The 24,770-nt window shown below is 59.9% G+C and carries 22 protein-coding genes and 2 pseudogenes; 14 read left to right on the plus strand and 10 right to left on the minus strand.

The window, feature by feature from the left end; translation table 11 throughout:
• Positions 1-91: 91 nt before the first annotated feature.
• Complete coding sequence (locus AC6I97_RS11645; RefSeq protein ID WP_223933081.1) at positions 92-598, minus strand: DUF2004 domain-containing protein; 507 nt, start codon at positions 596-598, stop codon at positions 92-94.
• A 50-nt stretch (positions 599-648) separates the two neighbouring features.
• Positions 649-1,614 carry a LysR family transcriptional regulator gene (locus AC6I97_RS11650; protein ID WP_224164514.1) on the minus strand — a complete coding sequence of 322 codons (966 nt, stop codon included), beginning with the start codon at positions 1,612-1,614 and terminating at the stop codon, positions 649-651.
• A 493-nt stretch (positions 1,615-2,107) separates the two neighbouring features.
• Here AC6I97_RS11650 and nrdH point away from each other — a divergent pair, with 493 nt between their 5' ends.
• From nrdH to AC6I97_RS11690, 8 genes are all read left to right on the plus strand, one after another.
• Positions 2,108-2,350 carry a glutaredoxin-like protein NrdH gene (nrdH, locus tag AC6I97_RS11655; protein WP_011775022.1) on the plus strand — a complete coding sequence of 81 codons (243 nt, stop codon included), beginning with the start codon at positions 2,108-2,110 and terminating at the stop codon, positions 2,348-2,350.
• A 62-nt stretch (positions 2,351-2,412) separates the two neighbouring features.
• Entirely contained in the window at positions 2,413-2,883 is a 471-nt protein-coding gene (gene nrdI, locus AC6I97_RS11660; RefSeq protein ID WP_224164513.1) for a class Ib ribonucleoside-diphosphate reductase assembly flavoprotein NrdI, read from the plus strand.
• Between the two features lie 11 nt (positions 2,884-2,894).
• Positions 2,895-5,036, plus strand: coding sequence for a class 1b ribonucleoside-diphosphate reductase subunit alpha (nrdE, locus tag AC6I97_RS11665; RefSeq protein WP_309929919.1), 2,142 nt, complete (start codon positions 2,895-2,897; stop codon positions 5,034-5,036).
• 15 nt (positions 5,037-5,051) lie between these two features.
• A complete protein-coding gene (locus AC6I97_RS11670) occupies positions 5,052-5,849 on the plus strand; it encodes an NUMOD3 domain-containing DNA-binding protein (RefSeq protein WP_224164512.1) in 798 nt (265 codons plus the stop codon).
• The gene (nrdF, locus tag AC6I97_RS11675; protein WP_224164511.1) at positions 5,842-6,816 is read left to right on the plus strand and encodes a class 1b ribonucleoside-diphosphate reductase subunit beta; all 975 of its coding nucleotides are present in this window, start codon (positions 5,842-5,844) and stop codon (positions 6,814-6,816) included. The genes AC6I97_RS11670 and nrdF overlap by 8 nt, the downstream gene beginning before the upstream one ends.
• 240 nt (positions 6,817-7,056) lie before the next feature.
• The gene (locus AC6I97_RS11680) at positions 7,057-7,794 is read left to right on the plus strand and encodes an adenylate/guanylate cyclase domain-containing protein (protein ID WP_224164510.1); all 738 of its coding nucleotides are present in this window, start codon (positions 7,057-7,059) and stop codon (positions 7,792-7,794) included.
• A gap of 9 nt (positions 7,795-7,803) precedes the next feature.
• A complete protein-coding gene (locus tag AC6I97_RS11685) occupies positions 7,804-8,424 on the plus strand; it encodes a type II CBASS E2 protein (protein WP_224164509.1) in 621 nt (206 codons plus the stop codon).
• A gap of 94 nt (positions 8,425-8,518) precedes the next feature.
• The gene (locus tag AC6I97_RS11690) at positions 8,519-8,989 is read left to right on the plus strand and encodes a Pycsar system effector family protein (protein ID WP_497944942.1); all 471 of its coding nucleotides are present in this window, start codon (positions 8,519-8,521) and stop codon (positions 8,987-8,989) included.
• A 1,772-nt stretch (positions 8,990-10,761) separates the two neighbouring features.
• Here the strand turns inward: AC6I97_RS11690 and AC6I97_RS11695 are convergent.
• The 5 genes and pseudogenes from AC6I97_RS11695 to AC6I97_RS11715 form a co-directional block, all read right to left on the minus strand.
• The gene (locus tag AC6I97_RS11695; protein ID WP_224164506.1) at positions 10,762-11,655 is read right to left on the minus strand and encodes a DNA-processing protein DprA; all 894 of its coding nucleotides are present in this window, start codon (positions 11,653-11,655) and stop codon (positions 10,762-10,764) included.
• Between the two features lie 803 nt (positions 11,656-12,458).
• Positions 12,459-13,288, minus strand: a pseudogene (locus tag AC6I97_RS11700) (aldehyde dehydrogenase family protein).
• A complete protein-coding gene (locus AC6I97_RS11705) occupies positions 13,272-13,538 on the minus strand; it encodes an aldehyde dehydrogenase family protein (RefSeq protein ID WP_497947067.1) in 267 nt (88 codons plus the stop codon). Before AC6I97_RS11705 ends, AC6I97_RS11700 begins: the two are co-directional and overlap by 17 nt.
• 10 nt (positions 13,539-13,548) lie before the next feature.
• Positions 13,549-13,932 (minus strand): annotated as a pseudogene (locus AC6I97_RS11710) (aldehyde dehydrogenase family protein); the annotation flags it as partial.
• Positions 13,933-14,098: 166 nt separating this feature from the next.
• A complete protein-coding gene (locus AC6I97_RS11715) occupies positions 14,099-14,275 on the minus strand; it encodes a hypothetical protein (protein ID WP_224164505.1) in 177 nt (58 codons plus the stop codon).
• 12 nt (positions 14,276-14,287) lie between these two features.
• On the opposite strand from AC6I97_RS11715, the gene AC6I97_RS11720 reads away from it, so the two are divergent.
• The gene (locus AC6I97_RS11720) at positions 14,288-14,788 is read left to right on the plus strand and encodes a hypothetical protein (protein WP_224164504.1); all 501 of its coding nucleotides are present in this window, start codon (positions 14,288-14,290) and stop codon (positions 14,786-14,788) included.
• Complete coding sequence (locus AC6I97_RS11725; protein WP_224164503.1) at positions 14,775-16,001, plus strand: PD-(D/E)XK nuclease domain-containing protein; 1,227 nt, start codon at positions 14,775-14,777, stop codon at positions 15,999-16,001. Before AC6I97_RS11720 ends, AC6I97_RS11725 begins: the two co-directional genes overlap by 14 nt.
• A gap of 1,556 nt (positions 16,002-17,557) precedes the next feature.
• On the opposite strand, the gene AC6I97_RS11730 is transcribed toward AC6I97_RS11725, so the two are convergent.
• Positions 17,558-18,835 carry an HNH endonuclease gene (locus AC6I97_RS11730; protein ID WP_224164502.1) on the minus strand — a complete coding sequence of 426 codons (1,278 nt, stop codon included), beginning with the start codon at positions 18,833-18,835 and terminating at the stop codon, positions 17,558-17,560.
• 139 nt (positions 18,836-18,974) lie between these two features.
• Here AC6I97_RS11730 and AC6I97_RS11735 point away from each other — a divergent pair, with 139 nt between their 5' ends.
• Positions 18,975-19,937, plus strand: coding sequence for a dienelactone hydrolase family protein (locus AC6I97_RS11735; protein ID WP_224164501.1), 963 nt, complete (start codon positions 18,975-18,977; stop codon positions 19,935-19,937).
• Between the two features lie 2 nt (positions 19,938-19,939).
• Here AC6I97_RS11735 and AC6I97_RS11740 read toward each other — a convergent pair whose 3' ends face one another.
• Entirely contained in the window at positions 19,940-21,034 is a 1,095-nt protein-coding gene (locus AC6I97_RS11740; RefSeq protein WP_224090632.1) for a PDDEXK nuclease domain-containing protein, read from the minus strand.
• Between the two features lie 61 nt (positions 21,035-21,095).
• Here AC6I97_RS11740 and AC6I97_RS11745 point away from each other — a divergent pair, with 61 nt between their 5' ends.
• Positions 21,096-21,584: a DNA alkylation repair protein gene (locus tag AC6I97_RS11745; protein WP_224164500.1), complete on the plus strand. Its 489-nt coding sequence runs from the start codon at positions 21,096-21,098 to the stop codon at positions 21,582-21,584.
• 79 nt (positions 21,585-21,663) lie between these two features.
• Positions 21,664-23,172, plus strand: coding sequence for an FAD-dependent oxidoreductase (locus AC6I97_RS11750; RefSeq protein ID WP_497944943.1), 1,509 nt, complete (start codon positions 21,664-21,666; stop codon positions 23,170-23,172).
• On the opposite strand, the gene AC6I97_RS11755 is transcribed toward AC6I97_RS11750, so the two are convergent.
• Positions 23,173-24,135: a hypothetical protein gene (locus AC6I97_RS11755; RefSeq protein ID WP_224164498.1), complete on the minus strand. Its 963-nt coding sequence runs from the start codon at positions 24,133-24,135 to the stop codon at positions 23,173-23,175.
• A 105-nt stretch (positions 24,136-24,240) separates the two neighbouring features.
• Between AC6I97_RS11755 and AC6I97_RS11760 the strand changes: the two genes are divergently transcribed.
• A complete protein-coding gene (locus AC6I97_RS11760; RefSeq protein ID WP_346347088.1) occupies positions 24,241-24,744 on the plus strand; it encodes a DedA family protein in 504 nt (167 codons plus the stop codon).
• The last annotated feature ends 26 nt before the right edge of the window (positions 24,745-24,770 follow it).

Genomic DNA, 24,770 nt, shown 5'->3' on the forward strand with positions numbered 1-24,770 from the left:
CAACCCGGACTGCATAAGTAGGTCCCCACAAACGACGGCGGCCGGTCAGCGAAAGGTGACCGGCCGCCGTCGGGCGTTTAAGCTTCAGCCTTCACGACTCCCAAAGGATTTCGTCATCCACCACGCCATCTTCATCGGCGGCCACTACCAGCAGCTCATCCGTGAAGTGCGAGCCGAGGGTGAAGTCCAGGACAAAATAGCGCTCGGGCTGGCCAGGGTAGATGGCCACATGACCCAGTTTGAGGGCTTTGAGGAAGACGTCGTTGGTGAGCTGGGACTTGTCCCTGACCCCGAAAACCGATTCGAGCTGCTCTTCCTTGAGCTGGGAGCTATGGAAATGCAGGAACTGCTGCGGATTGGTGCCGTCCTGGTCCAGCTCATCGGCGATCATCTCCCGGACCTGGTCAACCAGCTCCGGCAGGAAGCGCAAGCGGTAGTCCACCTTGTGCATGGCGGCCTCGTCGAAATGGTCATGCGCCGTGACGTTCAGGTCCAGCTCCAGCTGATTGCCGCCGAGCTCGTGTTTGGTCACGAAGCAATGTTCACGCCCGTGATTGAGCTCGATCTCCCCAAAATGTGTGCTCGCTACCTTGCCCATGTGATCAATCTAACCCCAACATCGGGCCGGTTCCAGCAATTGGGGAGAATTCACCTCCGACGCTGCGAACCCTTGACAGGCGCTGATTTCAGGGGATGCAAACCGCTCTTTTCGGAGGTGCCACGGAGGGTGTCGGCCAGGAGCTGCGTAAACAGTTGCACTTGAGCTGTTCGCTTTTCATTGATGAGCAGCGCGAACACGTTTCGCGCCAGCCGGATGTCCGGAACGTCAAGGACCACGACGCCGGGTGGCCGGTTGCGCAGCGCCAGTTCCGGTACCAGCGAAGCACCCAGGCCGGCCGCGGTCATCTCCAGGCTGGCATGGAAATCGTCACTGTAAGCCACGACGCGGGGATGCAGGTTGCAGCTGGCAAACAAACGTTCGATCACCAGGGCGTCGCTGGTGCCCGGGTGATGGACGATCCATGGCATGTCCGAGAGGTGTGCGGCCTCAATCTCGGCATCCTCGCGGATTTTCCATGAAGCGGGCAGCACCACCCGGAAGTCGTCGTCGCCGATCCATTGGCGCTCCAGGGAATGTGGCCAGGCCAATCCTGACTGTCCCACCTGGTACACGAGGGCGACGTCCAATTCTCCGCCGCTGCGCAGTCCCTGGATGGTCTGTGCCGGCTCAGCGACTGATACGCGCAGCTCTATCCCCAGCCCGTTCCACCGCTCATTCCGCAGGATGTCCGGCAGCACATACGTGGCAAGGCTGGGGAAGATGCCCAGCCGCAATTCCTGGGCCGGTGCATCGCTGGTCCTTGATGCGGCGGCCATGAGCGCTTCGACGTCCGTGAGCACCTTGGATGCGTGCCGGGTCATGGTGACGGCGGCCTCAGTGGGAATCACGCTCCTCGCCGAACGCTGGAACAGTTCGACGCCGGTATCCCGTTCCAGCGCGGCCATCTGTTGGGAAACGGCGGAGGCTGTATAGCCAAGCTGCGCCGCTGCGGCCGCGAAGGAACCCAGCCGGGTGACCTCCAACAGGGTCCGGAGATGGAGAAGGTTGACCATCAGCTGTCCTTTTGCTCGTTTCTTCCTGCCAACACAGGGGAGTGGGCTCCCTTGAAGCATCAGGGACACCGTACTCTGCGTTTGACCATCAGCAAATCTGGCTGTTCGAGCCGTGTTCGCCACGCCACATTTTCAAAGTGTCACGACACGCCGGAACCCGGCGACACGCTGGAGATTAAATGTGGCTAAGTAGTCCACAGGGTGTGGATTTCATCTCTCACTTTGGCGGAATCACGGACATTTTGAGCCACCTGCCCTGTGGACGAGCGGTGGATTGAATGACATACTTGTAATACATCATCTTGGGGTCCCGGCGAGGCGCTTGCACTACATGTAGTATCGGTTTACGGATTGAGCGGGAAACCAGCACAAGACTAAATAAGCGTGTTGGCTGCCACAGCAGCCTGCGGGCCGGTATCGGATTCAGTATTCAGTTCCGGTTGAGCCCGCCAGATACGAAGAGCGACAGACTTCAACTAAGGGGACAGGGATCATGACCGTTACGGTTTACACGAAGCCGGCCTGTGTTCAGTGCAACGCAACCTACCGGGCACTCGACAAGAAGGGCATTGCCTACCAGAGTGTCGACATCTCCCAGGATGCCGAGGCGCTCGAACGCCTCAAGGCGCTGGGTTACATGCAGGCTCCCGTCGTCGTGACCGAGCAGGACCATTGGTCTGGATTCCGCCCGGACAAGATCGAGGAACTGGCCCAGGCCGTTTCCTCCGTGGCCTAAGTTTCCTTTCGGACTTCGCCACCACAGCAAGCAAGAATTCCTATGTAGTCGAGGTGACTCCCATGGCACCGCTGGCAACGGCATCCGTGCGCAGTGACACGGACACTGTGACCACGAGGAGTCACCTCATCTACTTTTCCTCGACATCTGAGAACACCAAGCGCTTTGTCCGGAAATTGGGCAGGGATGCAGCGCGCATCCCGCTTTATGCGCACGATGCCCCGCTTCAAGCACTTGAACCCTTTGTCCTTGTCCTGCCGACTTACGGCGGGACAAACGGCGAAGGTTCAGTGCCCAAGCAGGTCATCAGGTTTCTCAACAACCCACGGAACAGGGAACTGATCCGTGGTGTTATCGGTGCAGGAAACACCAACTTCGCGGACAACTATTGCGCAGCGGGAGACATCATCGCCGCCAAGTGCAACGTGCCGCATCTCTACAGGTTTGAACTCATGGGGACGCCGGAAGACGTCGATCGGGTCAATCAAGGATTGGAAAAGTTTTGGACACTACTGTCGCAGAAACAGAAGTAACCGGGGGCGCTGTGGAAACGGCCAAGAAGCCACTGCCGGAGGCCTATAAGGGCCTGGGCTATCACGAGCTCAACGCAATGCTGAACCTGTATGGCCCCAACGGCGAGATCCAGTTTGAAGCCGATCGTGAAGCCGCGCACCAGTACTTCCTGCAGCACGTGAACAACAACACCGTGTTCTTCCACGACCTGGAAGAGAAGCTCGACTACCTGGTGAAGAACCAGTACTACGAGCGCGAAACACTGGACCAGTACACGATGAACTTCATCCGTGAACTCTTCAACCGTGCCTACAAAAAGAAGTTCCGCTTCGAGACCTTCCTTGGCGCCTTCAAGTTCTACACGTCCTACACACTGAAGACGTTTGACGGCAAGCGCTTCCTTGAGCGCTACGAAGACCGCGTCTGCATGGTTGCCCTGCACCTTGCCCGCGGCAACGAAGAACTTGCCAGCCGCCTTGTTGACGAAATCATCGATGGCCGTTTCCAGCCGGCAACCCCCACCTTCCTGAATGCAGGCAAGGCCCAGCGCGGCGAGCTTGTCTCCTGCTTCCTGCTCCGTATCGAAGACAACATGGAGTCGATTGCCCGCGCCATCAACTCCGCGCTGCAGCTCTCCAAGCGCGGTGGCGGTGTGGCACTTTCGCTCACCAACATCCGTGAGCACGGCGCCCCGATCAAGCAGATCGAAAACCAGTCCTCCGGCGTCATCCCCGTGATGAAGCTCCTCGAAGACAGCTTCTCCTACGCCAACCAGCTTGGTGCCCGCCAGGGTGCAGGTGCCGTGTACCTGCACGCACACCACCCGGACATCTACCGCTTCCTGGACACCAAGCGCGAGAACGCCGACGAGAAGATCCGCATCAAGACGCTCTCCCTTGGCGTCGTGATCCCGGACATCACGTTCGAGCTCGCCAAGAAGAACGAGGACATGTACCTCTTCTCCCCGTACGACGTCGAGCGCGTCTACGGAGTCCCCTTCTCCGACATTTCCGTCACGGAGAAGTACTACGAGATGGTTGACGATTCCCGGATCAAGAAGACCAAGATCAGTGCCCGTGAGTTCTTCCAAACCCTCGCGGAGATCCAGTTCGAGTCCGGCTACCCGTACATCATGTTCGAGGACACCGTGAACCGGGCCAACCCGATCGACGGCAAGATCACCATGAGCAACCTGTGCTCGGAGATCCTGCAGGTTTCCTCGCCGTCCATTTACGCGGAAGACCTGAGCTACCAGACCGTGGGCAAGGACATTTCCTGCAACCTCGGTTCCATGAACATCGCCAAGACCATGGATTCGCCGGACTTCGGTCTCTCGATCGAGACGTCCATCCGCGCCCTCAGCGCAGTGTCCGACATGTCCTACATCAACTCGGTGCCGTCGATTGCCCAGGGTAATGCCCAGAGCCACGCGATTGGCCTCGGCCAGATGAACCTCCACGGCTACCTCGCCCGCGAGCACGTCCACTACGGTTCCGAAGAGGGCCTGGACTTCACCAACATCTACTTCTACACGGTGCTGTTCCACGCCCTCCGCGCGTCCAACAAGCTGGCCATCGAGACCGGCCAGAAGTTCGGTGGCTTCGAGAAGTCGACCTACGCTTCCGGCGAGTTCTTCGACAAGTACACGGAGCAGGAATGGGTTCCGGCAACGGAGCGCGTCCGCGAGCTCTTCGCAGGCCACCACATTCCCACCCAGGACGACTGGCGTGAGCTGAAGGCTTCCGTCATGGAGCACGGCATCTACAACCAGAACCTCCAGGCCGTGCCGCCCACCGGTTCCATCAGCTACATCAACAACTCCACCTCCTCGATCCACCCGGTGGCCGCAAAGATCGAAATCCGCAAGGAAGGCAAGATCGGCCGCGTCTACTACCCGGCTCCGTACCTGACCAACGACAACCTGGAGTACTATCAGGATGCCTACGAAATCGGCTACGAAAAGATCATCGACACCTACGCCGCGGCCACCCAGCACGTGGACCAGGGCCTGTCCCTGACGCTGTTCTTCAAGGACACCGCCACTACGCGTGATATCAACAAGGCGCAGATCTACGCATGGCGCAAGGGCATCAAGACCCTCTACTACATCCGTCTCCGCCAGATGGCCCTGGAAGGGACTGAGGTGGAGGGCTGTGTTTCATGTGCCCTATGACGGTGGTGCTTTGAGATGAATGGAATTACGACGGCGACGGGTGGCTTGGTTTATGGCGTCCGGCTGCGCCGTGAGGTTGAGTACCGCTACGTCGGCATTACGACCAAGACCACCAGCCGTCGGTTCCATCAACATCTCAGAGTCGCCGCCGAAGGACGCAAGACTCCGTTCTATGACTGGGTGAGGAAGCACGATCCTGCGGATCTCATTGCTGACGAACTTGATTGGCTTGAAGGATTGGACCAACTTGGTCAAGCCGAGATGGACTGGATCGCATATTTGAGGAGTCAGGGGGATCGTCTCCTGAACCTCTCAGAGGGCGGGCTGGGTCCGACGGGTGTGGTGTGGACAGATGAAATGCGGGAAGCTGCTCGGCTCCGATCTACTGGGCGGAAGGGCCTGAGCCGATTCGGTGAGGAGAATCCCTTCTTTGGCAACTCACACTCATCGGAGCAGCGGGAAAAGTGGTCCGATGAGCGCAAGGGCACGTTTGTCGGATCGGACAATCCGAACTTTGGCAAGTTCGGGCCGGACCATCCAGGATTTGGCCACACAATGCCTTTGGAGTCACGCAAGGCGCTTTCTGAGGCCTTCACCGGCGAGGGCAATCCAAATTTTGGCAAGAAGGCCAGCGCCGAAACTCGTGCGAAAATGTCTGCTGTCAGGAAAGGCAGGCCGATGCCATCCAGCCGACGAAACGCGCACACCAGACATCACACGAACAAGGGTGTTGTGAACCCAACCTGCCAGCATTGCATCGACGATGCAGCGCAAGCGAAGCTCATGCGAGAAAGTGAAACGACAAATGACTGAGAAAGTGAAGCTCCTGACGCACGTCGAAGCAATCAACTGGAACAAGATCCAGGACGACAAGGACGTGGAAGTCTGGAACCGACTGGTCAACAACTTCTGGCTGCCGGAGAAGGTGCCGCTGTCCAACGACGTCCAGTCGTGGCACACGCTGACGCCGGAAGAGCAGCAGCTCACCATGCGCGTTTTCACCGGTCTCACCCTGCTTGACACCATCCAGGGAACCGTGGGCGCAGTTTCGTTGATCCCGGATGCCCTGACGCCGCACGAAGAGGCCGTGTACACCAACATCGCTTTCATGGAATCGGTGCACGCGAAGTCCTACTCGTCCATCTTCTCCACGCTGTGCTCCACCAAAGAGATTGACGACGCGTTCCGCTGGTCGGTCGAAAACGAGAACCTTCAGAAGAAGGCGCAGATCGTCATGGACTACTACCAGGGCGACGATCCCCTGAAGCGCAAGGTGGCCTCCACACTGCTGGAGAGCTTCCTGTTCTACTCGGGCTTCTACCTGCCCATGTACTGGTCCTCGCGTGCCAAGCTCACGAACACGGCCGACCTCATTCGCCTCATCATCCGTGACGAAGCCGTGCACGGTTACTACATCGGCTACAAGTTCCAGAAGGGCCTGGAAAAGGTTTCCGAAGCCCGCAAGCAGGAAATCAAGGACTACACGTTCGAGCTTCTCTTCGAGCTGTACGAAAACGAAGTCCAGTACACGCACGACCTCTATGACGGCGTCGGCCTGGCCGAGGACGTCAAGAAGTTCCTGCACTACAACGCCAACAAGGCCCTCATGAACCTCGGCTACGAGGCAATGTTCCCGGCTTCCGTTACGGACGTGAACCCGGCCATCCTTTCGGCGCTGTCCCCGAATGCGGACGAGAACCACGACTTCTTCTCCGGCTCGGGCTCCTCCTACGTGATTGGCAAGGCTGTCAACACTGAGGATGAGGACTGGGAGTTCTAAACGGATTCAGTTCTTGGTGTGAGGTTCCACGCTACATGGCCAAAATCAACCTTAGTTGGCCACGTTTCACAGCACTTGGCCAAAAGTCCAACTTAGTTGGCCTTTTGGTTCTATGACTGACGACAGGCTCTTGAACAGTCAACCCGCGACAGTAACTGGGAGATGACGCTAATGCCCGACTACACAACTAGTGACTTCGGCGAAACGGTATTGGGGGACTACCAAGCTCGGCGGGGCGGCATGAGTGTCTTTAAGGAGGCGCTACAGGCATCTGCCGCACGCGAGCCGAAGGTGTTGGGACATCCCGACTTCGAGGGCCTGGCTGTTGGTGAGCGTCGAACCGCGTCCATTGTGGCGGCGTTCATCGATTTGACGGACTTCACCGGGCGAAGCTTTTGGGATGACGAAACCGAGGTAGTAGACCTGGCACATGCTGTCCTTTCCGGCTTTGTTGAGACCGTCGTCAACTTTGGCGGTTTCCCACTTGGACTCCGTGGCGACGGGCTGTTTGCAGGATTTGGACCGGGCAACCCTCAAGTCGATGGTGTGATGGCGCTCAGCGCGTGTTCATTTGCACTCGACGCTGTTGAGACGGTCGTTAACCCTCGCCTTGAACGGCTCGGGATAGCTAGGGTTCAGGCACGTGCAGGACTCGACTACGGACGGATCACATTCGTTCGGAGCGGCAGCGGGCAGCACAGTGAGATCAATCCCCTCGGCTTCGCAGCCAACTTTGCAGCAAAGTGTGAAAAGAAGGCAAATTCTTGGGAAGTCGTTGCCGGCGAGGGCCTTGCTGAATTGCTGCCCCACGCCGATGCGTTCGTCGAGCACGAGGATTCCCCAAAGACATACCAGCGCGACTATCAGCGCCGGACTTACAGGTTTTACGACTACCGATGGAGAAGCACTCTTCGGCACATACCAGGAACCGTCCAGCAGCTCGACGGCAACCCCACCGAAAGCATAGCCCTGTTCTGAGGAGCAAACATGACCATTGCCGCGCTGCTGCGCCACCACGGCGTCAACGTTCCCCGGTACGTGACCGTTGAAGGACGCGTGGTCTTCGACGGTGTTACGACTACCGGCCCCGGGGCACATAATCATGCGACGCTGGGCACAGTTACTCCTGTCGCCAGCCATACCTTCCACGGAGGCGATGAAGAATCTGACGCTAAGGGGGATGCTTTGACGGCATGGTGGGCAGACGAGGAGGAGATCAACCGTCATATCGAGGCAATGAAAAAGTCCTTCCCAAAGTTCACCTACGTCCCAGCTGGGAACGACCTTGGTCCTTGTTGGGTTGGTGCTATTGACACAGGGCGGGGTAAGTTCAATGTCGCTGTGATCCTTCGCCACGACAAGCAGCTTCCGCGTGTCGCAGTGCTTGGGGTTGGTCGCCTCGGCGTACCCGTCGGCCGCCGATGGGTACAGTCTCCTCACCTTTATGACAACGGCAATTTGTGTGTGGCGGATGTCGGGGACTGGAAGCCCGAGGAACACACCGCCGCCACAGTGACCGCTTGGGCTTCCCACTGGTTGGCGGCGTACACGGAATGGCGGATGACGCGACGGTGGCCGGCCGAGGGAGCTCAGTCGGATGTGGCCTAGGAAACCTGTACCTTTCCCTCCCTCGACGCAGGTAGGTCCTGGGGCGCCGGACGAAAAGTGGGACGCGAAGCCGGCCGACGGCGGCTTTCAGGCAATGGATCAGATGGCGAACTGGGTACGGTTCGCAGACACAAAAGCAACGATCCTTACCGCAGGACTTGGCGTCATTCTGACGATGCTGATGAACAACGCTAAGACGGTGACGAGCGCTGTTGGTCAAGGGTGTCTCCAGGCTTTGATCGTAGGCACTCTGGCTGTTGGGGCACTTTTGGCATTCTTGTGGACGCTTTTCTGGCTGGTGAGGGCTGTCAGACCCCAAACCTCTACCAAATACTCGCAGCTCAATCGATTTGCGTGGCCGGCGCTTCAAACGGCCACCGCTGAGCAGGTGTCGGAGCACGCGAATCGGGTCGATGTTCGCGTGGATGCCTGGCAACAAGTGCTTGAGTTGTCTGAGCTCGCCGGGCGAAAGTTCGATGCATGTGCCAAGGCAGTGACGGGGTTTGCTCTCCTGGCGGTCTTCGCCCTGACGTGCGTCGCTGTGAGTATGGGGTTGACCGCATAATGTGAACGATGGCATGCCGTGCAGAGCTGGATCCGATCGCGTGAAGTGGTATGACAGGGATGGATCGGTCTCCAATACGCTTCTGCACTGCCACAGCAGACTCATGAGTGGATGGGCTGTCTCAGAAGGTCAGCTCGTTTGAGTTCGGGGAGCGAAGTGGTGCTGAGGCTGCAACATCGCGCGCTAGCTCTATCAACTCGGGGATGGCCCCGTCGTCGACCTCTGTTGCTGATTCGGGTCATGGTCCGCGCGGCAATTCGTCCGTGGACAGGGAGACGCCGGGACTCCCGGACGCTTGGCTCGTTGCCAGCGCCGCTCTAGATCCTTAAGAAGGATGCTTAGGCGTCAGACGGGCCGCTGTTCAATTCCATTCACACACGCCGGGCTCTCTATGTCTTGCTGTCTTGTCAGTTGAGCGGCACGAACAACTATGCGCTCCTCGCGGCTGATGCGCTCTGTGAATCGCTCGCAGCAGCCCGTTCTTTTCCGCGAATCCCTGATAGTCCTGCTGTCTTGAAGCGGTCTCTCCCAGGCTTCTGTAATGATCGTGGTCTTTTCCTCGCCGGAGAGACTGCTTGTGTTGAGGAGTTCCAAGGGGCGAGACAAACCATTTGCCGCGAGGGTTTGTCGTCGACTGCCACTTCCAACGCCAATCGTGCCCGTCACCGCCATTCTAATTGGCTGCCTGCAGTTGTCGCATTTTCATCTGGGAGGGTAGTCGCCAAATGCTGTCTGTCGAAGTATTAGCGAGGTGATCCCCGGAAAAGGAGAACATCGAGTGGCCCGAGGGCGGTGACCATCTGCCACCACTCGGTTTCACCAGTGGACGACAATGTCGATACGACTGGCTGACAAAACAGCGCCCATCTGCATAGTAGGTCGAGGATTAGTCAATGCGGCGACCCTTCGAAGAATGCAAGTAAGCAAGCTCCCCTTTTCGAGCCAACAGTTGCGCCTACCGGGTCACTCATCTAGGAGGGCAGACTGCCTGCGTCGCCGGACAAATGTCTATGTCGTAGCCTGCAGGCAGGGCCCCGGCCTGAATGAAGCGCCACGTAGGCTCGAATGAACCTTTCAGCATTCGGGCAACCACCATCGTTGTGACCTCGGTGGCGCCAGCCACCTTTAACTGATGGGCAACGGACTGGGCGTTGGCCCCGGTGACCCAGGTATCGTCAAAGAGTAGGATATGACGGCCCCTGACGTCGCCACTTACAGCAAAGTCCTCGGGGTGAAGTCGTCGCTGGGTGCGCGGTTGGGGCGGTGCCGTGCATTGGACGTGAATTGGGTCTCCTGCCCAGAGGAACTTGAGCATGTCATATATGGGATGACTTTCCCTGCCTTGAGTGGAGGGAACGACGGCGGCGGCTGATATGGGAAGCGCGCTGAGCGCTTGTATGCAATCCCAGTGGAACTGACGTGCCAAGTAGACCAGGTATACGACACGGGCTAGCGACGGGTTGGGAGCAGCATGAGCGTCTTTGTAACGGTACATGTCGTGGGACATTTGCTGGCCCTCTAAGGCATAGGTCAGCGGAATGACACGGTCAGAGAGTCCTCCACCAGCGTACCGAGCCCGATGTGCATTGCACTGCATGCAGTACGTGTAGCCGATTACTGGCGCCAAGCAAGTCGCGCACATGTCGGGAGTACTGGCGAAAATGCTGATCAGCTCTGCTTGGGCGGGTAGGAGGAACCTATTGGGATTGGCTGCTATTGGTGCAACTTCTGCCAGCATGAGGCGATCAACTTCGGTTAGACCGTCCAACTCATCAGGCTTTCTGAAGGACTTGAGGCATAGGCGGGTGAATTGCCTGAAACGCCAGTCCTAGGGCCTCATCCTCATTGCCAGCCACGGACACCCTATTTAGGGGATCCTCTCCGTACTTTCGACCCCAGGAAGTCATCTCAGCTACTGCCTGGCTCAGAATGACCGGCCGCCCGTGCTTTACGGCTTGTGCCACCTGATGCCGAGTTCCGGACTTTTCACTGGCCTGAACGACGATCGTTGCCAAACCGTATGCCGACATCACACCGTTGCGCATCGGAAAGTTCCTTTGCCGGGGAGGTTCATCGGGCCAGAACTGCGATACAACCAGACCGCGTTGTTCGACCTCAAGCTGCAGAGAGGCATTCGCCGCCGGATATTGCCGCCGGATGCCCGTTCCAATAATGCCGACCGTGCGGCCCCCCAAGTCAAGGGCTGTTCTCTGCGCAGCAGCGTCCACGCCAGCGGCCAATCCTGAGACAACCGTCACACCTTGGCTGACGAGCCTGCTAGCCATGAATTTTGCTGATTCTATCGCCCAAGGCTCCGCATCCCGCGAGCCCACAATGCTAATGCCCAAGTCCCGATGATTTGGAGGCGGCAGAGTTCCTCTGGTGAAGATCATGAGTGGATAATCGTAAACGTCCAGCAGTTGAGCGGGGTAGCCCACATCCATGCACGTGAGGAGTCGCGTCCCGTCGGATTCCCACTCAGCAACTTGGGCGAAGGCTTTCTGTCGCATCTCGTCAGCGTTGCCCGTGCCTTCCGCCTCAGCATCCAGAATTGCGGCGAAAGAACGGGTTTCCTCGTACATGAGTCGTAGCGTGGCTGGCTTGATCACGTCGCTACCGTATTGCAGCGCCACCAGAGAGGCTCGCTCGATGTCATTCTGGTCCATCTGAGTTGCCTCCACTCTCAGCTATTCGACCGACGTTCGACAGGACGGCGACCGTAGATTCTTGGTTTACCTAAGGCTAGCAGTGCACCTAACCGAAGTTGCCGTGGCTCGACGGTTGCGATCTAAGTCAGGTGAGTCGCTGAGACCTCTACAAGCAACGGGTGTCACATGTTGTTTCTGAAATGCGGAAGCAAAGAGTTTGATTATACCGAGGCTAGCTCACGCCACTTCCGCCTTACCTGTTCAGGCGCGGCTTGGAACGCCTAGGCTGCGATTTTTGAAGGGCCTTGATTCCGGCGGGCGACCCTACGACGAGGGGGCCGAGGGGAAGGGATTCGACGGAGAAGCAGTTGGTGTGCGCCGATGAGGACTGGCACGGCTGGGAGACAGTGGTTGCCGAACGTTGCGAAGATTCAGGAAGCCGTTCTCACACATCTTGACGGATCAGGGGCACCGCGCGGGCGACCCGCTCATGAACGCGCGCCATCCTGCTTCGCCGACTATTCGTCCGGCCGTTATTATGCCTTCACTGCTAGTGGCGGGCACCAGTTGCGACCGTCAGCGAGGGCGGTGTTCCTGGCCCAACGGCAGGGAGTAGGCCAGTTCGTTAACCCGTTCGACCCGTCCGCGCTTTCTTGTCTAAGCCAGTGAGTATAAGGACCCGCTGCGCTATCCGTTCCTGATGTGGAGGGGGTTTATCCGTAGAGGCACTTGACTGGCCAAACAAGGACGCCATTCCCGTGGCGCGAGTTCTCCATATTGAGCACGTCGACTCTTGTGATCGTCCCGCTCGAATGTTCCAACTAGCAGATGCGCCGTCGGTGCCAGTGGCCGCAGGATAGATGAAGCACGGTCAGCGCATCGACTACTTCTCTCAGAGGGCGCCGGGTTTTGTTCGCTATCTCAGCTAGTTCTGTGCGGAGCTGAAAGTCACACTTGAGTGGAACACCTGTAGGGGCATCGTGGGCAATCAGGATGTCCAGGTGGCCGCCGGCGATGAGGGCCTCGGCTTCCTCGCGAGTGGGTTCTTCATTGGGCCACCAGTCCCTCCCCTCGGTCCTGTGCTCGTGGTCGACGCTGAAGGCGCCGCCCAAGCCGCCCACTGTGAGGCCCTCAACGAAGGCTCGCCCTCCTCTGGGAAGGACCTGCCGGAGTTGATACCGACCATGCCGACTTCCAAACGGCGTGCCACGCGGCGGGCCCCGGCTGAGGTCATTGGTCATCAGGTATCCGGCCAGTCCGTAGACGGTGTCGTTGGCGAGGGCGATGGCGTCGTCTTCGTCGGTGAAGTTGATGATCGGGGCGACCGGCCCGAAGATCTCTTCCTGGGTCAGTCGGGCAGCGCGGGTCAGGTTCGCCAGCACGGTGGCGGGTAGAACGATCCGGGGCCTTCGGGGATGGTCCCGCCGACGCGGAATTCTGCGCCGCGTGTGACGGCGTCCTTGACGAGGGATTGGATGCGTTCGACGCTGGTCTGATCAATCATGGGCCCGATCTCCGTGCCTTCTTCAAGGCCGTTGCCGACCCGGAAGGAGGCAAACCGTTCGGCCAGTTTGCCCCTGAGTTCCTCGGCGATGCGTTCATGCACGAGGACGCGGTTGGCTGCGGTGCAGGCTTCACCCATGTTGCGCATCTTCCCTGCGGTGATCTCGGTGACGGCCTCGTCCAAGTCGACGTCCTCGAAAGACGATGAATGGTGCGTTGCCTCCGAGCTCGAGCGAGGTGCGGATCAGGTGGTCCGGGCACTGGCTGTGCAGCTTGGAGCCGATGAAGGTGGATCCGGTGAAGGGAGAGGTGACGGACGAGCCCTTCGGCGGGCAGGGGAGCGACCAGGGCGCTGGAGCTGGAGGTGGTGACCACGTTGATTGTTCCGGCCGGGGCACCGGCCTCTTCGAAGATCTTTGCCAGGAACAGCATGGTCAGCGGGGTCTTCTCGGCCGGCTTGACGACGACGGCGCAGCCGGTCGCGATGGCGAGGGCGACCTTGCGGACGCCGATGGGTTCGCGGGAGAGGACCATTTGTCCGCGGCCGCTGGGGGATTCTGCGTGCGATCCCTGGACCCCGGTGCCTTCCTGGGCGTGCCACTGCAGGTAGCCGGCAGGGTAGTCGATCTCGCCGCGGGCTTCAGCCAACGGCTTGCCCATCTCCGCGGTCATGATCGCGGCGAGTTCCTCTTTGGACTCCAGCAGCAGTTTGTGTGCGGCGAGGAGGATGTCGGCGCGGGCACGGGAGGAGAGGGCTGCGAAAGCGTCCTGCGCGGCGTTGGCGGCATCCACTGCGGGCGTCCGTCTTCGGGGCGGGCATCGGGGATTTCGGCGATGATCTCACCGGCGGCGGGGTTGTGCACCTGGATGCGGGGACGGTCGGGAAGCTCTTCCCAGCGTCCGTTGATGAACAAGTCGGTCTTCAGCCCCACGGGGGCCTGCGCGGTTGTGGCCATGGTCATCCTTCAGTCTTCTGGGTGGTCCGGGGGTCGAGGAGTGCTGCAAGGTGCAGGCTATTGCGGTCGGGTTCGAGCTGCTTGACCTGCATGGCGCAGCTGAAGCCGTCGGCGAGGACGGGAACGTCGGCAGCCGTTTTGGCCAGTGCCGGTACCAGAGCTTGTTCAGCGACCTTCATGGAGATGTCCTAGTGGTTGGCTTCGAAGCCGAAGTTCCCGGCGACGCCGCAGCAGCCCGTGGCTTCGTTGACGTTGGCGACACCAAGAGCAGCCAAGGCCTTGCGTTGCACGGTGGCACCGAAGGTGGAGTATTCGCGACAGTGGGTCTGCACGGTCGCGGCCGTCGGCACGGCAGGGGGAGTCCAGCCGCCGTCGACCCATTCCTGCACGGCTTCGGCGAAGCTGCGGATCTTGTGGGGACGCGTTGGGCCGCTTCGGTGCCGAGCAGTTCGGGGGCGTCCTTCTTCAACGCTGCGGCGCAGCTTGGTTTAATGACGACAATCGGGGTCTCGGTGCCGTCGTCAAGCTTCGCGACCGCTTTGCCCATGAGCGGTGTCCAGCTGGCCGGTGGAGATCTACATCAGTCCGCAACAGGCGTCGGATGCACAGCCGATGGTGCGGCCGGTGCTTTCCATCACCCGGGCCGCTGCCCCGGCCACCTGAGGCCTGAAGCCCTTAGTGAACGAAAGTGAGGCGGAGCATGATGACGGTGCCTCGTCTCTATTCGCCCCAACCCACTTCAGCGTTCAGTATGCGAAGCGTGGCTTGGCACAAACCTATGCAGCGGTCGTGGCACAATGGCCAACGACGCAGGAAATTGGGCTTGAGTACAGTGGAAAAAGGAGTTTGATGCGGAACGTGCCGACCGGAGAATCGAAGGCGATGTGGACGGCGCTGGGTGGGGCATTCAGCATTGTCCTGGGCACTGAATCCCGGATCAGAAAGTCGCAAGTGGTGAGCAGAATTGCGTCTGCCGGACTCAATGTGGGGGAACGTAACAAAAATGATACGGTCACAGCCGCGTTCAACCAGGCGGACGAATGGCAGGCCAAGAAACTTGTCGAAGAGCTGCTCGACTTGCTTGTGACCGAAGGACTCTTTGTGTCTGGTGAGGAAACCGACGAGAAAAGCGTCAAGCGGTTGCAGGATGCATTCTTAGCCTGCGGCGCAGAGTTGGACGCCAGTGGTTTCCTTGATTGGCACGAAGAAGTTTTGAAGCCGAGTCCCCCGTCGTTCGCCGCCATTAGCACTCCTCCCGCCGGTCTCAGTCCAGGCCACAGAACCTTGTCCGCCCGCTTAACCGCTGCACCGTCGACTCCGGTTGCCGTGGATAATCAGCCTCGCCTCTCTCACTCACGCTCAGCCGACGAGGTCACCAAGGTTTCAGTGCCGACGATAATCAGAGTTCTGCAGCGGGTTCCTGAAGCGTCCAGGCCGCTTACCTATCATCGCCAGCAGAGCACACTAAAGTCGCCCAAAGTAGTTTTGCCCGTCCTTGACGAGTATGACGCCCAAGACTTTGTGTCTAACGCGTTTGAACTTTTTTGGGACGAGTCCGTAGTTCAAGAGCAACCGTCGGGTATTACAGGTGGCAGGAGTTCGCTGCGCGGAGACTTTCATTTCGAGGCCGAAAAAATCATGGTCGAAGTGAAGGTGGCCAAGATTGGGCACGCAGAAAAGGAAATCCAAGACGAGATTGCCCAAGACCAGGCTAGATACCGCGGGAAACGAGATGTCGAAGTGCTTGTAGTGGCCATCTACGACTTGGAGCATGCCCTAAGCAAAGAAGGAGCGCTTAAGCGGCACCTGGAGAGCACAAAGGACATAGAAACTCATGTTGTGATAGTGGATTGGCCTAAGAACCCGACGACGGCTACACGCAAGAGTTCAAACGGGGCTAGCTGAACCCTGTCCTGAGGTCGAGTCGCCCGGAGCTGCTGCATTGCCGGCAGCTCACGATAGCGAGGCGCCGAAGCCCGTGTTGACACCCGAAGCCAGCGGTATTGTGAAACTGTTAGTTGACCTTCTGCGGAGCTACTCGCCCAAGCCGCCGCTTCTGTCCAGACCCAAACACTTGACGAAGAAAACGGCGAAGTCAGTGCTGGCACATACTGTGCCTCATGGTGGACACGATTCGCTTCATGAATGGGGAGATAGGCACTGCAGGGCGCGAACCGCAGTCTGGCCGCGCTGGCTGGATGCACTGGAGTCCTTAGGGCTGACCATTGCCGAGAATCTGGGCATATACCTGCAGGCGATACAGGAAGAATCTGTCCAGTCGAAAGGCCCTGGGTTACGTGGTCTCCTTTTGTAAGTGTTTTCCTTTGAGTATCCGAATTATGTTCGTCCAGTCGAGGCTCCATGCGGTCTCTAGCTCCGACGATCTTCGCGTATGCATGCAGCCCTGCTATTAGGGCAAGCGTTGCCTTCATATGCACGGCTGTCGAGAACCGGGGCTCCCATTCGAACTGAAATCTTGCGTTGGCCCCGTCCGTTACGGTGTAGTAGGGTTGAGCGCTGGCCGATGAAGGGTGGCTGTCTTGCGTGTCGATGAGCCAGCCCAGATAGAGCGGACCGCGCTCCTCTGGATTTAGATCAACAATTTTGCGAAGGTGGCCGAGATGGCCGAGAGATTTATCCGCGGCTCCGGCTTCCAGTATGTGTCGCTCCATGGCATCAGCAAGCTCCTTTTCGAATGACCAAACGTCCGATTGGACGTCGATGATCTTCGTGAGGCCCTGCTCCTTCGTCAGGCGTGCAACATCGACGAAGTCCGTTCCCGAGTCCGCTGCCCAAAGCAATCTGATGGCATGCTCGATGGCGCTTCGATTCAGCGGTGGGGTTTCGGCGCCGAAACCTTGTTCTCCAAGTGGATAGCAGCCCGCCCTGAACGTGTGATTCGCACAAGCCAGCCCCATGCCATGGCAGGAGCATGGAGGTCCTTTAGCTTCTGTGCATTCCACTCACTGGGAGGCACATTCGGTGGCAGCGGCAATTCATGTACGAGGGCGATCAGCTCGTCATATGATTCCGTCGTGCGCCGAGGCCCTGTGGCATGGAGATTCTGTTGGCGCTGCCTCTTGCTCCTGCTTTCGCTCATGGCTCAAGTGTCTCAAAGGGTTCGCGGCGGAAGCTCAGTTCCTTATCTATCGGAAAGCCCTCCTGTGATAGCCGGGCCAGATCCCCTTGGGAGGTGGAATTTGTTGGCCAGACGGAGCAACGTCCCCTTGAGTTCGGTCCAGACGCTGGTCGACCGTTTTGAGAAAGGGCCAACTAGCTTGGGACAGCGGCTTAATTTCCTGATCTAAAACTTCCCGCAATCAGTGGATTCAACTTGGCGGAATGGTCCAGTTAGATCGGAATCTCACACTTGGCGGCATCTTCAAAGCCCCTTACGCTGTGCTGGCGTGAGGGGCTTTGTTGTAGTTCCAGTACGACCCAGCCAGTTGACCCGAATTCCCTCAATCGACTCGGGTTCGTTCATAACCTGGCAATGGAGGCGCGGCGCAGCGGTAGCTGTGCCCAGTGGGCGTGGTCACTTTTAGCGTGTGTCTCCGTGCAGGTTCTGGTCTGACGCTCCACCCGGGGTTTTCTTTGGTGTGATTGCATTGTTCGCAGAGCCCGGCCGCGTTCTTCAGTGTGGTTTTACCGCCTTCGGCCCACGGCAGGATGTGGTCGTAATGGCGGATGGGGGCGTCGCAGTATGGCGTGCGGCAGGTGCAGTCGCGGGTTTCGATGAACCGTCTCATGCCCATGGGGAAGAAGCGTGCCCTCGAGTCAGTGGCAAGGAGTTCGCCCGTGCTTGGTGCCGTGAAGAGTCGTCGCAGCCAAATGCTGAAGTCTTGATCTGTCTTGCTCTCACCGCTGGTCAGGAGCTTCCTGGCCCACTCAGCTGGAACGATGCCGTAGCCAGTAAGTCTTGCCGGTTCGCTGTCGCCTTGCAGCAACGTGCGGTCGGTCATAACGAGTTGAAGGTCGATCCCAGAGAACCCTGCAGGCGAACCGGTGATGCGTTCGACGAGCGTGTCCGCCATGACCTGTCCCCGGGACCGGCCATCCCCGTCGGAACGGGCGGAGTCTGCGTGCCGGGTGAGGGCCGCGTATGCAGCCACGCCTTGGGCGACTGGAAGTAGAGCCGTGAGGATCGTCATCGTGTCCGGTGCCGGGCGGAGGCTCACACGCCGTTCAGACGCCGCGTGGGCGGCCCTTTGCGTCACCGAGCGAGGATCACGCCGATAGGCCGCTGCTTTTGCGGCGGCGATGATGGTCTTGTCGCCAGCACCATCGAACGTGCCCGAGTCGGGGGCGAGTTCCTCGTCCACCGCGCAGCGATCTTCAGCACTGAGGCAGGCCGTTTCCTTCACAAGGAGTGTGGCCCGCCACTCATTTAGTCTTCCCGACTCCAAGGCGGCCATGGTCCGTGGCATCTCTGACACCAGCGCCTTGGCCAGTCCCAGAAGCCGGGACCCCTTATTCGGAGACTCCCGCCGGGCAAGGGCAACCTGGGCTGATACACCTTGGCCTCGTTCAGCAGCGGGAACCCCCGCTGCTGCCTGTTCTTGACGCTGGGCAAGGTCAAAGGCCACGGCTATCTTCGCTTGCAAACTTGAAATCGCAGACTTCATGTCCTCAAGAGCACGGAGCTGATTAATCAGGTCACCGCTGACGCTGCCTGCTTGAGCACGTGCAGGCAGCGAGGCCACCGCTTGGGTGGCTTGTATCTGCTGGCTCCGGCTCATATTTTTACTATGTCAGTAGCCACTGACATTTTTTAGCGCCGGGAACTTTGGCAGCAGATCCAAACCGTACCTGAACCCTTCCACCCTTGCCCGCGTCTTTCCAGCAGAGGAAGATACTGCCCAACTTCGGGAGGACGTCATGGTTCAGCTTGAGAAGTTTGAAAAGTACTTGATCGAAGAGTTCTACGACGATTACCGCTCGGGCGACATGTCCCACGGGACTTTCACCAGGCGCGTGGCGTTCATCATGGGAAGTATGACCGCGGCTGCGGCGGCTATGACCTTGGTGGGCTGTACACCGGACGAGGTGCCAAAGACCGGGGACCCGATGCCCACAGCCACGGCTTCAGCAAGTTCGGGAAACACTACAGCGGTTCCCAACGCCAAGAGTCCGCTGACGGTGCCGGAAGGGGCCGGGGGCTTGCAAACAGAAACGGTGAAGTTCGATTCCGGCGGCACCGACATCAGCGGGTACCTGGCCCGGCCCGAGGGCAGCAAGCCGGCTCCGGCCGTCCTGGTCTGTCACGAAAACCGTGGCCTCACGCCCCACATCCAGGATGTCGCCCGGCGCTTCGCCAAAGAAGGCTACGCAGCTTTGGCGCTGGACCTCCTCAGCAGGGAGGGTGGCACTGCATCGATGGATCCGGATGCTGTCCCGGGTGCCCTCACCAAGGCAGGAGCCCAGCGGCACGTGGGGGACTTCCAGGCAGCATTTGAATATCTGAACGGCCAGGACTTCGTGGAAAAGGGCCGCGTTGCCATGGTCGGCTTCTGTTTTGGCGGCGGCATCACCTGGCAAGCGGCCACCGAGATCCCGGGGCTGAAGGCCACCTCCGCGTTCTACGGTCCCGCCCCGGACCTGGCGAAAGTCCCCATCATCAAGCCCGCCGTTTTTGGTGTCTACGCTGAAAAAGACGCGCGGATCACCGGTTCCATGCCGCAGTTGAAGGCGGCCTTGGATGCGACACAGGTCAAGCACCAACTCAAGGTGTACCCGGGCGTGGACCATGCATTCCATAACGACACAAGCGACCGCTACAACGAGGCCCAGGCTACGGCGGCGTGGAACGACACGTTGGCCTGGTTCAGGGAAAACGTCTGAGCCTAATCCGGCAGGATACGGGCTTGGCTTGCCAGCTCGGCTTCCAACGTTTCGATACTGGGCAGGCTGGCGACAAATTCGTCGGGCAATGACTCGGCAAGGGACGTCCGCCACTCCGCGATCCCCACCGGAGCGCTGAATCCACGCAGGGCGTACTCGGCCACCACGCTGTTCTTCTCCTTGCACAGCAGCAGGCCGATGGTTGGTTTGTCGTCAGGGTGGGCCATGAGGTCGTCAACGGCTGCCATGTACATGCCCAGCTGGCCCAGGAACCCGGGTTCGAATTTCACGGCCTTTAGCTCGATGACCATGTAGCAGCGCAATTTCAAATGGTAGAAGAGCAGGTCCGCAAAGAATTCGTCGCCGGCGATCTCCAATCGGACCTGTTCACCAACGAATGCGAAGCCTTGACCCAGCTCGAGCAGGAATTTCTCCACATGCTTCACCAATTCCACCTCCAGGTCCCGTTCCGTGTGCCGGTCAGTCATGGCCAGGAAATCAAAGACGTAAGGATCTTTGGTGGCCTGCTGGGCGAGGTCTGAATCGGCGGCAATCATGGTGGTCTTGAAATTGGTGATGGCTTGCCCTGAGCGCTCGTGCAAGCGGGTCTCGATCTGATGCGTCAGGACGTTGCGCGACCAACCATGCTGGGCAGCTGCCGCTGCGTACCAGAGGCGGGTGGCGGCGTCGTCGAGCTTTTCCAAAAGCGCGATCTGGTGGTACCACGGCAATGTTGCAAGCGGCGCTTGCAACATTGGAAACTCGGGCCAAGCCTGGGCAAAGCTCTTCATGTACCGCAGGTTCCTGGGGGAGAAGCCCTTCGCTTCGGGGAAGCGCGTTCGGATATCAGCGGACAATCGGGTGACGACTTTGGCGCCCCAGCCCTCCTGCGATTCGCGCTCGGCAAGTTGCCTGCCGATGCTCCAGTACGAATTGAGCAGTTCGCTGTTCGCGGCCGCCAGTGCGCGCGTGCGGCCTGTCCGGACTTCTTGCGCGACAGTGTTGAGCAGCGCGGGATACCAGTCGGGCATCGACGTCGCGGCGGGGACTCCCGGGAACGACGCTGTGGCCTCGGTAGCGAGCTCTTGCGAAGGCATAATCTCTCCTGTCGATTGCTGTTGCCCCCACCCTAGAAGGAGGCACTGACAGAATGGACGCGTGAGTGAAGCTGGTGAACTTGTGGACTTCACGCTGCAGCGTGAATCGTCGTGGGAGAAGGCCATGGAAGCCCGGGAGCGCCTGGGCGGAATGAAGGTCTACGGGGCATCGGTTGGTGCAGTGCGAGGAACGGTCCGGGACGTCCTGAAGCGGCACAAGACTCTGGGCCATGACGACATCACGGCCCTGAGTTCGGAACTGTGGGAGGAGCCGGTCTTTGAACGCAGGCTCGCTGCGGTTGTCCTGTTGCAAACCAAAGTGGGGATCCTGGTCAATACGGACCTGACCCGCATAGAGGGCTTCATTCGGCAGGCCGGCACGGAGGAACTGGCTGATCCTTTGGCGGTGGATGTGGTCAAACCCCTGCTCGCCAGGCTCGAAGGACAGGCAAAGGAACGCGCTGAACGAGTTTTGGAACGCTGGTCGCGTGACACGGACCCGTGGCTCCGCCGTGCCGCGCAACTCGCCAAGGACAACCCGACCCCTTGATAAGGCCCGGCCACCGGCCTACCGTTTTCATCAACACATGCCAGGCGCCAATTCCGTGAATTGAGAGGCAGGTTGTTCGATGAAATCGCTGTGGTTGGACAGGGAATCCAGCTTCACGTCCGATGCAATCCCCGATGAAAAGCACTTCGACACAATAGTGGCGGGCGCAGGGCTCACAGGAATGGTGACGGCTCTGCTGTTGTCCAGATCGGGCCAGCGTGTGGCAGTTCTGGAAGCGCGCACCCTCGGCGCCGTGACCACAGGCAACACCACCGGCAAACTAAGCCTCCTGCAGGGAGGGGCACTCTCGGCGCTGCGTGGCCAGTACTCACTGAAAGTAGTGCAAGCCTATGTGGAAGCGAACCGCACTGGTCAGGCATGGCTGATGCGGTATATGGAAGAGCAGGGCATCGCGTTTCAGCGCCGGACGGCAGTCACCTTCGCAACCACCGACGACGGCGGCCAGCGCCTGCGCAAGGAGGCTGCCGTTTCCCGCGACGCTGGTTTGGACGTGCACTTCAGCCGCGACCCCGGGCTGCCATTCCCGGTGGTTGAGGCACTGGAACTCGATGACCAGGCGCAGATCCACCCCATGGAAGTCATGGAGGTCCTGGCAAGGGATATCCGGGAGCACGGCGGAATAATTGTTGAGGGTGTCCAGGTGCAGAATGTGGGTTCCGACCTTCCCGTGGAAGTATCCACGCGAAAAGGGGCATTCACCGCGGACACCGTCGTCATTGCTACTGGCACGCCGATCCTGGACCGCGGACTCTATTTCGCCAAGCTCGAACCCAACCGGTCATACGCTGCCGCTCTTCGGCTTCCAGGTGAAACCCCGCCACCGAGCGGAATGTACCTGAGTATCGATCCACCCACCCGTTCCCAACGCACTCATCCGACGCCGGAGGGTGAGTTGTTGTTGGTAGGTGGCTACGGGCATACCGGCGGCCGGGCGGTCTCACCCAAGGCGCACCTGGATGACCTTCTCGCCTGGGCCAACCAGCATTATCCGGGCGCGGAGGTCACGCATACGTGGTCTGCCCAGGACTACCGGCCAACCAACCTCGTTCCCTTCTTCGGCAAGATGCCCCGGGGTCACGGCCGGATCTTCTTCGGAACCGGCTACAACAAGTGGGGCATGAGCAACGGAGTAGCTGCCGCGTTGTCCATTACTTCGGACATTCTGGGCGGCCAGTCTGATTGGGCCACGGTCATACACCACCGCGTTACGTCGCCCCAGGGCGCGTTGGAAGCCGTTCGCCTCAATGCCAGCGTCGCCAAACGGTTGGTCGAGGACAAAGCCAAGGTCAGGAGCAATCCGGAAATCACGGACCAGACCCGACCCCCGGAGGGGAGTGGCGTCGTCGGGCTTTACAAGGGTGAGCCGGCAGCTGTGTCCACCGTTGATGGCAACGTCTGTATGGTGTCGGCGAGCTGCGCCCACTTGGGAGGCCTGCTGAGCTGGAACGACGCCGAGAAATCGTGGGATTGTCCCTTGCACGGTTCAAGGTTCGCTCCCGACGGCAAGTATTTGGAAGGCCCTGCGACGCATAACCTGCAGAAGTCGCCACTAAAGAAGAAGGAGTAGTCAAGCCAGCCGTTCGACGCGCCGCCGGGCCTGGTCCGCGGCGCGTCGTTGCTGTGCCGCGGCCCGGACGGCCAGCTTTTTGTGCGACTCAGCGGCTTCGGCGTCCCGGGTGATGCCGATCAGTTCGGCTTCGAGGGAAGCCAAACGCTTTTTGGCGTCGGTGATCTGCGCCTCGACGTCCGAGCGCCTGTCCTCGAATTCATTGACAGCGTCCCAAGCCTTCGAAGCAGCGTTTTCGGCCTCCAGGGCTTCCTGTTCGGCTGCCTCAAACTCGGTGCGGGCTTCTTCCAACGCGGCCTGGCGCTTTTGGGCCCGGCGTTCGGCCAGGGATGTTGCGGCTTCCTCGGGTGCTTTCTCTTTCGGCTGCGGCTCTTGATGCTTCTTGCTCTGCCGTGCCGGCTTGGTTCCGGCTGGCAGCTTCGCTTTTGGCGCTTCGCCCACGCTCGCGATTTCGTCGGGATTTGCTGCAGCGACGGCATCTGTCAGGTCCACGGACTCGAAACCGCTGCCGCTTAGCCCGCGCACCAGCCGGCCGGTCGCCACCGCGGCTGCGGCGCCGGCGTCGGCCATTGCGGCCCGAAGCGTTTGCTCCACGTCGGCAGCGCCGGCCGCGCTGAGCGGTGCTCCCAGCCGGCTCGCCAGCTCCTTTGCCGCCTGCACGGCCAAGCTCAGTTGACCCTGTCGCTGCTGGCCGAGTTCACGGAAGGCTTCAGCATCTCCCTCCTCTTGCGCTGCACGGAGGGAAGCGCCAAAACGCACGACGCCGTCAATCACCTCGGGTTGGTGGATGGCAAGCATGTTGATGCCCCAGGCGCCGGCGGTGGGCTTTGGCAAGCTCCCGATCTCCTTGGCGAGCTCCTTCCCACCTGCTTCCTTTGCCTGCCGTGCCAATGCTGTCCGCTCCGCAGTGAATTCACGCGGAAGCACGGCGTACAACTGTTGGGCGGCATCGCGAAGATCCATGACTTCATCCTAGGTGCGCTTGTGCCGACCCTGGCCCGTGGCGCCGGGCACTTGCCCGCGGGACCTGGTGATGGAGCCTGCGGCGCTTAGGGTAGCCTAAGTCACGTGGACCAGATCATGAGCTTGCCCTTTGGCGTCGCGGTTGCGGCGCTCTTCGCGATTGTCATGATCCGCGTCAATGTCACGTACTGGCTGGGTCGAGGAGCAGTTGCCGGCTTCGCACACACCCGCTTCGGGGCGTCGCTCCAACAGCCGTCGCTCCAACAGTCCAAGGCAGCCCGGGCCCAAGCCTTCATACAGCGTTGGGGTCCGTACGCCGTCGTGCTGTCCTTCCTGACCATCGGCCTGCAGACCGCCGTTAATCTGGCAGCCGGCGCAGCGCGGATGCCGTTGCGCCGCTATCTCCCCGCTGCTATCGGGGGTTCCATCATCTGGGCGTTGCTGTACGCAACCATCGGACTGGCCGCCCTTGAGGCGTGGCTTGCGGTAGCTGCGACGTCGCCGGCTGGTGCCGGGCTGTCGGTGCTGGCTGTGCTCGCCGTGATCGTGTGGGTGGTGGTTGCCCGGCGGCGTCGGTCGGCTGCCAAATCAGCGGATACAGTGGTCTGAGTTCTACTGCTGGATTGGCGAAAGGC

It is taken from the genome of Arthrobacter sp. TmtSoilC48 (genome assembly GCF_059739425.1).

Bases quoted from the DNA above. Each gene is read 5' to 3' on its own strand.
- AC6I97_RS11750 (WP_497944943.1), top strand. From the start codon at position 21,664: ATGAAATCGCTGTGGTTGGACAGGGAATCCAGCTTCACGTCCGATGCA.
- AC6I97_RS11680 (WP_224164510.1), top strand. From the start codon at position 7,057: ATGAGTGTCTTTAAGGAGGCGCTACAGGCATCTGCCGCACGCGAGCCG.
- AC6I97_RS11740 (WP_224090632.1), bottom strand. From the start codon at position 21,034: ATGCCTTCGCAAGAGCTCGCTACCGAGGCCACAGCGTCGTTCCCGGGA.
- AC6I97_RS11735 (WP_224164501.1), top strand. From the start codon at position 18,975: ATGGTTCAGCTTGAGAAGTTTGAAAAGTACTTGATCGAAGAGTTCTAC.
- AC6I97_RS11715 (WP_224164505.1), bottom strand. From the start codon at position 14,275: ATGAAGGTCGCTGAACAAGCTCTGGTACCGGCACTGGCCAAAACGGCT.
- nrdH (WP_011775022.1), top strand. From the start codon at position 2,108: ATGACCGTTACGGTTTACACGAAGCCGGCCTGTGTTCAGTGCAACGCA.
- AC6I97_RS11670 (WP_224164512.1), top strand. From the start codon at position 5,052: ATGAATGGAATTACGACGGCGACGGGTGGCTTGGTTTATGGCGTCCGG.
- nrdI (WP_224164513.1), top strand. From the start codon at position 2,413: ATGGCACCGCTGGCAACGGCATCCGTGCGCAGTGACACGGACACTGTG.
- AC6I97_RS11685 (WP_224164509.1), top strand. From the start codon at position 7,804: ATGACCATTGCCGCGCTGCTGCGCCACCACGGCGTCAACGTTCCCCGG.
- AC6I97_RS11755 (WP_224164498.1), bottom strand. From the start codon at position 24,135: ATGGATCTTCGCGATGCCGCCCAACAGTTGTACGCCGTGCTTCCGCGT.
- nrdF (WP_224164511.1), top strand. From the start codon at position 5,842: ATGACTGAGAAAGTGAAGCTCCTGACGCACGTCGAAGCAATCAACTGG.
- AC6I97_RS11645 (WP_223933081.1), bottom strand. From the start codon at position 598: ATGGGCAAGGTAGCGAGCACACATTTTGGGGAGATCGAGCTCAATCAC.
- AC6I97_RS11695 (WP_224164506.1), bottom strand. From the start codon at position 11,655: ATGGACCAGAATGACATCGAGCGAGCCTCTCTGGTGGCGCTGCAATAC.
- AC6I97_RS11690 (WP_497944942.1), top strand. From the start codon at position 8,519: ATGGATCAGATGGCGAACTGGGTACGGTTCGCAGACACAAAAGCAACG.
- AC6I97_RS11650 (WP_224164514.1), bottom strand. From the start codon at position 1,614: ATGGTCAACCTTCTCCATCTCCGGACCCTGTTGGAGGTCACCCGGCTG.
- AC6I97_RS11730 (WP_224164502.1), bottom strand. From the start codon at position 18,835: ATGAGCCGGAGCCAGCAGATACAAGCCACCCAAGCGGTGGCCTCGCTG.